Annotated in this window: 9 protein-coding genes; 5 read left to right on the forward strand and 4 right to left on the reverse strand. The window is 57.4% G+C overall.

All coding sequences use genetic code 11. The features are described from left to right. The first annotated feature begins 576 nt into the window (after positions 1 to 576). Positions 577 to 1266, forward strand: a complete 690-nt coding sequence (locus IRZ24_RS10975) for a DedA family protein (protein WP_297163877.1) — start codon at positions 577 to 579, stop codon at positions 1264 to 1266. 189 nt (positions 1267 to 1455) lie between these two features. On the opposite strand, the gene serA is transcribed toward IRZ24_RS10975, so the two are convergent. The 3 genes from serA to pyk all read right to left on the reverse strand — a co-directional run bounded on the left by serA (position 1456) and on the right by pyk (position 6156). Further along, the gene (gene serA, locus IRZ24_RS10980; RefSeq protein WP_297163880.1) at positions 1456 to 3180 is read right to left on the reverse strand and encodes a phosphoglycerate dehydrogenase; all 1725 of its coding nucleotides are present in this window, start codon (positions 3178 to 3180) and stop codon (positions 1456 to 1458) included. Positions 3181 to 3210: 30 nt separating this feature from the next. After that, the gene (locus tag IRZ24_RS10985) at positions 3211 to 4374 is read right to left on the reverse strand and encodes an alanine--glyoxylate aminotransferase family protein (RefSeq protein ID WP_297163883.1); all 1164 of its coding nucleotides are present in this window, start codon (positions 4372 to 4374) and stop codon (positions 3211 to 3213) included. 282 nt (positions 4375 to 4656) lie between these two features. Continuing rightward, entirely contained in the window at positions 4657 to 6156 is a 1500-nt protein-coding gene (gene pyk / locus IRZ24_RS10990; RefSeq protein ID WP_297163886.1) for a pyruvate kinase, read from the reverse strand. A gap of 657 nt (positions 6157 to 6813) precedes the next feature. Here pyk and rpsP point away from each other — a divergent pair. The 3 genes from rpsP to rimM all read left to right on the forward strand — a co-directional run bounded on the left by rpsP (position 6814) and on the right by rimM (position 8063). After that, positions 6814 to 7119 carry a 30S ribosomal protein S16 gene (gene rpsP / locus IRZ24_RS10995; RefSeq protein WP_297163889.1) on the forward strand — a complete coding sequence of 102 codons (306 nt, stop codon included), beginning with the start codon at positions 6814 to 6816 and terminating at the stop codon, positions 7117 to 7119. Positions 7120 to 7121: 2 nt separating this feature from the next. After that, a complete protein-coding gene (locus tag IRZ24_RS11000) occupies positions 7122 to 7373 on the forward strand; it encodes a KH domain-containing protein (protein ID WP_112428083.1) in 252 nt (83 codons plus the stop codon). A gap of 90 nt (positions 7374 to 7463) precedes the next feature. Then, entirely contained in the window at positions 7464 to 8063 is a 600-nt protein-coding gene (gene rimM / locus IRZ24_RS11005; protein ID WP_297163894.1) for a ribosome maturation factor RimM, read from the forward strand. Between the two features lie 405 nt (positions 8064 to 8468). Here rimM and IRZ24_RS11010 read toward each other — a convergent pair whose 3' ends face one another. Further along, a complete protein-coding gene (locus IRZ24_RS11010) occupies positions 8469 to 10289 on the reverse strand; it encodes a hypothetical protein (protein WP_297163897.1) in 1821 nt (606 codons plus the stop codon). 182 nt (positions 10290 to 10471) lie between these two features. Here IRZ24_RS11010 and IRZ24_RS11015 point away from each other — a divergent pair. Then, positions 10472 to 10992, forward strand: a 521-nt coding sequence (locus IRZ24_RS11015; protein WP_297163900.1) for a VWA domain-containing protein, incomplete at its 3' end; no start/stop codon positions are given.

Genomic DNA, 10992 nt, shown 5'->3' on the forward strand with positions numbered 1-10992 from the left:
AGGTAACTCCTTTCTGTTCTTTCTCTGCAAAGTGACAGCACTCGAATGGAATACACGACCTGATCGATTATCATAATAGAAGCATAAACTGAGAATATTCTCAAAAAGATGAAAAAGGCAGAAAGACATGGAAAAAGCGCTGGGTGCTCAGTGTTCCTCCGTATGCGACCTGCTAGCCTGCGATCTGCCAGGTCCACTGCTGCCTCGCACAGTGATAGGATTTCGCCCTAGAGAACTGTGCTTGCTTGCCTTGCGCGCTCCCCTCGCGACGAAGCAAGCCATTCGCTTAGATGATACGTTGCCAGGCCAACTTTGTTGCAGAGTAGAAAGACTCACCGCTTTGGGCCAGCGATTGCAACCCTGCCACGGACCTGGCCGTCTTATGGGGGGGAGTAAGCAGGACACACAACGACGTGGCTTGGGGCAGGTTCGCAATCGCTGCCTGATTGATATACACGAGCCTTTTCTGTTGTATACTTTCCAGAGAACAAGGCGTGGCGCAGAGCATTGTACTGGCAGAGAGCCGGGGATAGGCTGACTGGCTGGCATGGTTTGGTCTAAGCAGAAAGGAAGCGCATGCTAGAAACACTGATCCAGTTCCTGATTGACCATGTTCTCTTTAAAGCCCATCCACTCGCTATCTACGGGCTTGTTGCGCTCTTTCTCTTCTTAGAAAGCTGTGGTATCCCAGTAATCAACAGTACGCTTTTGCTGCTCACCGGGGCACTGGTAACGCTTGGTCATCTGCATTTCTGGCCATTGGCGGCTGCGGCGCTTATTGGGAGTTGTGGGGGGGCTTGCCTGGCCTACTGGATTGGAGAACGGGGAGGACGTCCGGCGCTATTGCGTCTCATGAAATTCCTCCATCTTGACGAGAGCAAAGCGAGCGTAGCGGAGGGTTGGTTTCAGCATGCTGGGGCCTGGATGATCTTTCTTTCCCGGATCACTCCCTATGTGCGTCCTTTTGCCTGCTTTCTGGCGGGTATGTCGCGTCTGGCCTATCAGCGTTTCCTTCTGGCCATGTTCCTCGGCTCCCTACTCTGGTGCCTGGTCATCATCCGGATCGGCATGGTCCTGGGGAGGCATTGGCGATGGGGTGTAGCACTGATCCAACAGTATACGCTCCCTGCCTGTCTGATCTTAGTAGCGCTCATGGCTCTCTCCCTTGTTGCAAGCCGTTTGCTGCAGCGTCAACTCAAGCAGCGTTTCATGCGAGAAGCCTCACAATCTGAGGAAAGCGAGCGTCAACTGCTCAAGGTCAAATAAAGTAGCAGAATGAGAGCGGAGGGCAGATCAAAAGAAAGGCAGTCCCTCCCCTTCTAGTGTGGAATCGGAGGCTCTGCTCAAGGGGGCAAGGACTGCCCTCAGACTGGCTCTTTGCAAAGCGGGCGCCGAGGCGAGCTTGCTCGACCACTAGGCAGGCCTGACCTTCTAGCCTGCTAGAAGAGCGGCGTCTTAGAGATTGACCACCGTCAAGCCAAAGATATCGCCAGAGGCACGAATCTCTTCGAGTGCCCAATCAGGGATAGGATCATCGACCGAGATAATCATCAGTGCAATATCGGGCTGAGCACCTGGGCGGCGTGGGCGCGGAGCGCGCTGGATGGGTCCCACATCCATATGGCGGATATTGACGCCGGCCTTGCCCAGAATGGTCCCCACGCGCCCGATCATGCCGGGCTGATCGGGATTGCGACAGAAGAGAATGTAGCCTTCCGGCACAAACTCTGTCCAATAGCGGCCCACGCGTACAATACGTGGTTCCCCGTGCATCACCGTACCGCTGAGCAGCTCGACACGCTCGGCCTCGCCCTCACCCTGGCCGGCGAAAGAAGCCCGGCCATTGACATCCAAGACCCGTAACGTTACCAGATTGGCAAACTCTGTTGACGTAGGTGACTTCTGCTCCGTGATCTCCAGGCCCCGCTGTTTAGCCAGCAAGGGGGCGTTGATCATATTCACATGAGCATCCGAGATTGGCTCAAGCAGACCCTTAATGAGAGCGGCTTGCAGCGGGCGCAGGTCGTAGGCCGTAATTTCGCCGCTGTACGAGAGCTCGATGCGATGGAGCGGCCCAGGCTGGAGCTGCGTGTAGAGGCGACCCATTTTCTCCAGCAGTGTCATATAGGGCTGAAGAACCTTCAGGGTCTCGGGCAGAATCAGCGGGGCATTGACCGCGGCACGCGGGAAGCCGCCGCGCAGGACGGTCACGATCTGCTCGGCGACGTCGAGAGCCACGCCGACCTGAGCCTCCTCAGTTGAGGCCCCCAGGTGGGGGGTAGCCACCACCTGCTCGTGACCGACCAGCTCACGCAGCACAGGATGCTCACGAATTGGCTCCTGGCTGAACACATCGAGAGCGGCTCCGGCCAAACGCTGCTCTTTAAGAGCCTGGAGCAGGGCCTCCTCATCGATAATCCCCCCGCGTGCACAGTTAATCAGACGGGCACTGGGCTTCATCAGACTCAGCTCACGCGCACCGATCAAGCCGCGTGTCCCAGAGGGGCCTGTCGTCAGAGAGGTATGGATTGTCACGAAATCAGAGCGACGCAGCAGATCATCAAGGGTGGTCATCTGCACCCCCAACTTACTGGCCTGCTCTGAGGAGACATAGGGATCAAAAGCGATCACCTCCATCTCCAGACCGCGGGCGCGCTTTGCCACCTCACTACCGACCTTTCCTAGACCGATAATACCCAGTACCTTGTTGCGGACCTCGCTCCCCAAAAAGCGGCTCTTCTCCCACTTGCCGGCCTTCATACTGCGATCGGCGGCGGGAATATGACGAGCGAGAGCTAGCAGCATCGCGATGGTATGCTCAGCGGCGGCAACCACATTGCCCAGCGGCGAATTTACCACCATGATGCCGAGGCGCGTCGCCGTCTCTAAATCGATATTGTCCACACCTACCCCGGCGCGTGCCACGATTCTCAGGTTCTTACCAGCAGAGAGCACCTCGCGTGTTACTTGGGTTTCGCTACGCACGACGAGGGCGGCATAGTCGCCGACGATCGAGCACAGCTCTGCAGGAGAGAGGCCCGTACGCACATCGACAGTTGCCTCTGGCAGATGGGTGCGCAGGAAATCAATACCCTCCTGAGCGATGCGATCGGCGATCAAAATCCTGACTGTTTCTGTCGGCGCAGGCTGCGCAGGTTGTGCATCCTCAGCCATCACCATAGCCTTACTCCCCTCTTCCAGCGGTGGCGTTCAGCGGCCTGTGAAGCCGAAGGAGCGCAGGCGCTGCTCCACCTTATCCATAGCCTCGGCCAGGTCCTCCTCGCGGAAGTACCCCAAATGGCCGACGCGGAAAATCTTCCCTTCCAGGTGCTCCTGGCCGCCACCGAGAACGACGCCGTCCTGCTCACGCAGGGCCTTCATAAAAGCCTTCGTATTGAAGCCGTCGGGGAGGCGGACCGCCGTGACCGTGTTTGAGGCATAGCGCGGATTGGCGAACAGTTCCAGGCCCATCTCACGAGCGCGACGACGCACATACTCGCCGGCACGGCGATGGCGCTCGAAAATTGCCTCGCGCCCCTCTTCAAGCATCAGCTCCAGAGCACGATCGAGCGCATAGAAGACCGAGACCGCCGGCGTTGTAGGATGCTGACCAACCTCCAGCTTCTTGCGCGAGCTGGCCCAATCAAAGTAGAAACGCGGCAGTTTGGCGCGTTTATTCGCCTCCCAGGCACGTTCACTGGCTGCGATCATCATCACGCCAGGGGGAGACATCCAGCCCTTCTGCGAACCTGTAAAGACCACGTCCAGATCCCACAGGTCCATTTCGAGCGGGATACAGCCCAGGGAGCTAACAGCATCTACCGCGATCAGGGCATCGGGATTGTGGCGTCTGATAAGAGAAGCCAGCGTCTGAATATCGTTGGTGACGCCCGTCGACGTCTCATTGTGGGTTACCAGCACCCCGCGGTAGGGGGGCAATGCTTTCAGGCGGCTCTCCACCACATCCGGGTCGGCCCCCTCACCCCAGGGAAACTCGATACGACTCACCTGCAACCCATAAGCCTCGGCGATACGTGCGAAACGATTGCCGAAGGAGCCGATCGTGATTGCCACCACATGGTCGCCTGGGGAGAACAAATTGACAATGGCGCTCTCCTGGCCACCGGTGCCGGAGGCGGGATAGGTCAACACAGGTGAGCGCGTCTGGAAAAAGTATTGCAGCCGTGCTGTCACACGGCGCAGAATAGCAGCGAATTCCGGCCCGCGGTGGTTGATCATCGGGCGGGCCATCTCAGCCAGGACCTCATCCGGTACTACGGTAGGACCAGGAATACGAAGATTCTGCCTAGGAATCGGAGCCCGTGGCTCAACCTGGGGAACGGGGATTGCGTTCTTTTCCTGCTGAATAGTCATGCACACCTCTTCTTCCTGAAACAGGACTCAAAAGCCGAGCCAGCCAGGCGGTACGTGCCAAAGTCTTGCCCCGTTGCAATAAGGCGCGGCGGGATAACATCGCTATTACCCGCCGCAACCGATGGCGCTGGTCTGATGTTTTCCAGTATAGTCCCATTCAGCGACGATGTCAAACGAAACGCGCTTCGGCCTCTTGGCTGTTGCCCTGCTCCGCCAGCGTCGGAAGAAAGGGCAGGGCAGCCGGAGGAGGAAGAAGCAAGAACGAAGGCTACCAGCACAGGCCTAACCAGAGATATGCCCTTCGCCAATACGATGCAGCTTCACAAAGTTAGTACGTGCCCGGCTGGCCACCGGCAGCCCACCCATAATCACCACATGCTCGCCTTCCGCGAGCAAATGATCGCTCAACAGACGCTGCTCAACAGTCGCAATCAGCTCCTCAGTCGTTCCATGCATCTCGATCAGACGTGGCCAAACTCCCCACCACAGAGCTAACTGGCGATAGACACGCTCCGAGGGAGTATAAGCCAGGATGGGACGGCGCGGTCGATCTTTCGAGATCAAACGTGCCGAGTTGCCCGAGCGAGTAAAGACCACGATCGCGCGTACGCTGGCCTCCTCCGAGAGCGCGCGCGCCGCATGGCTCACAGCGTGCTCCTGAGAGAGGCGTCGGCACTGTGGAGGTTGAGCGGTGCGATCATCAGCCTCCGTCTCCTGAATAATGCGTACCATCATGGCGACTGCTTCCACCGGATAGGAGCCGCTGGCTGTCTCGGCGCTCAGCATCACAGCGTCAGTGCCATCGAGCAGAGCATTCGAGACATCAGCGACCTCAGCACGCGTGGGAGTAGGGTTAGTTACCATCGATTCCAGCATCTGCGTGGCTGTAATCACTGGTAGACCTAGCTCGTTACAGCGAGCGATGACCCGCTTCTGAATCAACGGCACCTTTTCTAGCGACATCTCGACGCCAAGATCGCCGCGAGCCACCATCAGCCCATCGGCCACTTCCAGGATCTCATCGAGACGCGCCACAGCTTCCGGCTTCTCGAGCTTGACGATCAGAGGAATCGAGCCTGGAGGACGACTGTGCCCCTCCTCAGCGGCAAGCTCCGCCTGTAGACTTTGGAGAAAGCGGCGTGCCTCAAGCACGTCCTCTGGTCGACGGACAAAGCTCAATGCAACGTAGTCGACATCATGTTGCACTCCAAAGCGCAAGTCGCTGCGATCCTTCTCGCTCAAGGCGGGGGCGCTGACAGTCACCCCCGGCAAATTCATACCTTTATGCTCCTTCAGTAAGCCTCCGTGAATGACCAGGCAGCGTGCTGAAAGGCCATCGCTGGCAAGAACCCGTAGCTCCATCAGCCCATCATCGAGCAAGATACGATCACCCGGTTTCACATCCTGGGCAAGCAGCCCGTACGTAGTAGGAATCACCGGCAGCTCAGCGCTCTTCCCTTCGAGCGGAGCCCCCTCACCATTTGTCGCCGGCATGCGCGTCGCGACAATCACCTGGCTCCCCGGCACCAGGCGCAACGGTTGCCCATCTGGCAAACTCCCAACGCGAATCTTCGGTCCCTGTAGATCCTGCAAGATGGCCACGGGCCAGCCCAGCCGCCTCGAGATGCGTCGGATACGCTCGATGACAGCCGCGTGCTCCTCGTGGCTCCCATGAGAAAAATTGAGCCGGGCCACATTCATACCGGCCAACATCAACTGCTCAAGCCGCTCCTCGCTGCTACTGGCCGGCCCGATAGTACAGACAATCTTGGTACGGCGCATGAACAAACTATGCCCCCTCATACTCTGCATTCGCGCCTCATTATAGCAGAGAGCAGCCGGGCTGAGAGCCTGCTTTCCGCAGGGGAAGCTTGAGCCAGCAGCGAGCCATTGCTCTCCTCAGCGCTCTTGCGTCTGCGCCCAAGTCGCCCGGCTATCACTGTGGCTGACGATCTCTTTCAGCTTGAAGAGCGCCTTCGACAGATAAACACTGCGAGGGAAGTTGTGCTGAGCAGTCACCGGCTGAAAACCAGCGATGCCCTCACGCCCTCACCTGTTGACAAAATGTGCTGCCCGTGCTATCCTGATGACGCCATTGGGGCCATGTTCTATGCCTTGCCCAGCATTGACAACTACGCTACGCAGCGGCACAGCGTCTATTCCTGCTCTCCCTTGCCTCGGCGTGGCCTAATGGCCTGGATCTCAGGCGCTAGTGCCACCTCATCGCCGAGCGGCTGGGCGAAGGGAGGATACTCCTGCTGGCGTTGCCGCGTGGAAAGCTTGTGGCGGGCATGTTGTGGGCGTGGTTTCTCAGCACCTGAGGGCGCTAGCTCTTCATACGTTGCTATGACGAAAGCGTACACTGGTCAGACGGGGCTAGCGAGAGAGAAAGTACGGTTGAGGACTTTCCCCGCTGGGGAGAGGTGAGAAGAGGAAAGCATGGCTGTAAAGATTCGTTTAATGCGTGTGGGTAAGAAGAAGGCGCCCAGTTATCGTATTGTGGTAGCTAATGCGCCTTCGCCGCGCGATGGGCGCATTATTGAAAATATCGGCTGGTACAATCCGCTGCGTGAACCAGCAGCAGTGCAGGTGGATGAGCAGAAGGCATTGCGCTGGCTGCAGAACGGAGCGCAGCCATCAGATGCTGTGATCTCGCTCTTTAAGCGCACAGGAGTGTTGGAGCGCTTTGAGCAGATGAAGGCGGCGGCGAAGGCTGATTCCGCTGCCTCCGGTAAGGCAGAATAGCTATGGCCGTGAGAAATTCTTCGATGCGCCGCTTGGTCGAATATATTGCCCAATCGCTGGTCGATAACCCGGCGGCGGTGCAGGTGCGCGAGGTACGCAACGATCGTCAGGCGGTAGTCCTTGAGCTGCGCGTGGCGCCCGAGGACTATGGCAAAGTGATCGGGCGAGAGGGTCGGGTAGCCAAGGCTTTGCGCACATTGATGCGCGCTATGGGGACGCGCGAGGGCCGTCATACCTCCCTCAAGGTTGTCTAGTCTGGTCGTGCCTGTCCTTCCTGTCCTGTCAGTCTCACTCACTGAGCACTTTCCAACGGCACCTACGAAGCGGCAATGACTGCCAATTCTATGCAGCGCAATACAGAATGGGCAAGCGTGGGGCGAGTGATCGCCCCCTTTGGGCTGCGCGGCGAGGTCAAGGTTTTGCCACTGAGCGACCTGCCTAACCGCTTTGCGCAGCTCGAGGCTGTTTATTGTGGTTTCCCTCCCCGGCGCCATCGCATCGAGCATGTTCGTCCCTATAAGAGTGGCCTTGTCTTACTCAAGCTGCAAGGTTTCGATTCGCTGACGGCTGCTGAGACCTTGCGTAATCGCGAGCTGCAGATTCCGCTGGCCGAGTTGCCCCCTCTACCTCCCGATTCATACTATCAGCACGATATTCTCAACTTGCGTGTCTTTACGCTTGATGGTCAAGAGGTGGGGTTAATCACCGAGATCTGGCTGACTGGAAGCAACGATGTCTATGCCATCCGTATGCCAGATGGCAGGCAGGCTCTGATTCCTGCCATCAAAGAGGTAATTAAGCAGATCGATCTGGTGCGCCGCACAATGTACATTGATCCTTTGCCCGGAATGCTTGATGAACGCGAAGCCATCATCGACCGGGGCGAGTTAGAGGAAGAGGAAGAAGAAAGAGAAGATGCAGGCGATCGGGCGCGTGACCTCTAGCTGCCGCATGCTGACGCCTGTTTATCCTCCCTTTCCTCATTGTCTCCTCATTGCCCTCTCGCCTGCATCTCTGCCCTGCCTCAGAAACAGGGTGCTGGCCGTGCTAGTCGGCTCTCTCTCCTGCTCTTTGTAGGCTAAGCAAAAGCAAAGATTGCTTGTCCACAGATCCTGAACTACGCTAGCTCAGTGCCTCTCTCGGCCAGCGATGGCGCCGGGAAGTGAGTTGCGCGGTGGCTTTCGCCAGCAACGCCTTGCTGGCTTGCTACCACTTCCCACAGAGGCAAAAGGGCAGAAATCGACCAGTGCTAGGTGAAACCTCTGCCCCTCTCTGTCGGCGTACTGGCGACCCCAGCCAAGCGCGCAAGAATAAAGAGAGCAAGCAGTGCTGCCTCAGACGACGTATCATCAAGTCTTATAGGGTGTCACGTTGAGTGCAGCCAGCTCTGGCATGTGGTCGAAGATCCAAACCGCGCCGCCGCTACGAACGCCTGTAGCTGGATTCACCTCCCCGATAAAGGCTGTGCGGGCCTGGCTGAGCAGATCGTCGAGCAGAGGGAAGGTCGAAGAAGCCAGCAACTGCTTGGGCGACATATTGACCAACTGGCGTGCGTCCTGACGGACCTGATCTAGGTTAGCCTTCACGCGGTTCAGCTCGGCGTCGATCTGACCAGCAAGCTGGCGCTGAGCTGCAGAGGAGTGAGGCGAACTTGTGAGCGCGATCAGATCTAGCTCGATATGGCGGATATAACCAGGCACGGGCAGCGCCTTTTCATCCAGAGTAAGCAGAGGAACGCGTCCCACAGTAGGATCAACCAGGATAGGCGTCCCACGAGGGACATCCTGAGCTACCAACTCCGTGCCGTCGAGATAGTCCAGAATCTTCACCAGCGCGTTATGCATCTCCGTGGCATCGCGCGGTACGCCGGTGCCACGGGCGGTCGAGGCCCACTCAAAGATCTTGCTCACATTCTCAAAGAACCAAACACTTAGCCCTCCGTGAAGCGACAACTGATCTAACTGCGGCTCTCCGCTCAACAGGTGCCTTAGATGATCCAGATTACTATAGTGAACGGTCGTATTACCAACTGTCTCGGCCTGGGGATCAGGTACCTGGGGAATCTCCGCATAATAGCGCCAGCGTGTCAAATCGGCAGTAGGTGAATCGGGCGTCAGAGAGGCACTCTCTTCAGTGATCAAGAAACGGCTATAACTAGCCAGCAGGTTTTGATGGTTGGGGCTGGTATAGCGCAGGTCGAGGCGGCCATGAACAGGCGTAAACTTCGACAGGAGTAAAGCCCCTCCCAGCTGACTTTTATCGCGCAGCAACCAGGCGTAGAAACTCTGACCGTTTTGAGGGGTCCCCAAATTCTGCAAGTGGATGTCCAAGCCATCGCAGATACCGGTCGTATTATCAGCGCCAGTCAAGCCGGTGTTAAAAAACTGCAAGTGTCCATAACTGATAATAGTGCTGCCGGCGGGGGTCTGCGAAGGATGAGTCAAAAGCAGAGCCATAACGGTACCGAGGACTAGCGTCGCGACCAGTAAGAAAGAAAGGCCGATGATAGCCCGTCCGCGCTCAGTCGTGCCAAAGTCGAAGTCCCTGAAAGAGCCGCCGAAAGGGACCAGCCGGTTAGGAGGAAGGACCGGGCGATCATAATCGGCCTGCCCTGGCGAGCGCAGACTTGTCGGTGTTGAGGGAGTGCTTGCAGGAGAGGAGCCAAGCGAAGGAGTAGGCAGCAAGGCCTGCACCGCCTGAGGAGAAGCGCTTACTGGCAAAGGAGCGCGGTCCTGTTCTAGAGTGAGTACCAGCTTCTCAATCGCCCGCGGGTAATCATAAGAGCCATCAAAGGTAGGCAGTGAGGTCCATTCAGCAGGCATCTCTACTGGAGACCCATCGGCGCTTGCCAGGAAGCGCACCACCCCCTGTAAGCGGCGCTGTTCTAACAGCTTCAGCGCTGTATTAACAGCCATCCGTACTTGATAGGACTGGGCCGCGGCGGGAGTTTGAAATAGGATGAACCACTGCAGATCGGGCAAAGTTTGATTCAAAAAGGGAAGAAAGCCATCGTCGCTAGCGCGGCCTGGATAGACTGTGACAGTAGTCCCAGTTTCCTCAAGCCGCTGGCGCAAGCGAGTTAGAATTTGCAATTCCTGATGAGCCTTAGTATCGAGGTCATGACAGATGAAGACGCCAGGCGAACTCATAACGTGTCCTCGCTTTGGCATAGGATATAGCTCTTCTTAACCAGCAAGAACATCTCTGTGAGTATAACATGGTGTGGTATCATATTCAAGCTGAGGGTATTTCTAGAGGCCATGTTTCTGGTAAAACGAGGGAGCGGCCTTGTCATGGGCGAGGCGATCCCGACTGGTCTGACTATTCTGGAAAGGAGAGGAGGCAGACGACGATGTACTACACGCAGCCGGCGACCTCCCTCACACCGGCACTAGTCATCTACCTCATTGATGCAAGCCACTCTATGAATGACCCGTGTGGTTCTACCACCAAAATGGGACTGGTAAACCGGGCCTTGAAAGAAGCCATCAAGGACATGGTACGGCGCTCCATTCGCGATGGCATTGTCCAGCGGCGCTACAAAGTAGCCATTCTGGCCTATAGCACGACAGTCGTTGACATTCTAGGGGGAATCCGAGACCTACCCGAGCTAGTCAAGCATGGCGTACCCGTTATCAGCGCTGGAGGAGAGACCGACACCGCCGTAGGCTTTGCTGCCGTCGAGAATCTGCTCCAGAAGCACTTGATAGAATTTGATAGCTGTCCGGCCCCGCTGGTCTGCCACCTGACGGATGCCCTGATTACGGCGAGCGATCCCACCCCAATTGTGCGGCGTATTCAAGCGATGGCGGTGCGCGATGGGCCGGTACTGGTGGAGAATGTTTACGTAGCCGACAAGATGCTGCGCATCCC

This window comes from Thermogemmatispora sp. (genome assembly GCF_019683755.1).
Taxonomy (GTDB): Bacteria; Chloroflexota; Ktedonobacteria; order Ktedonobacterales; family Ktedonobacteraceae; genus Thermogemmatispora.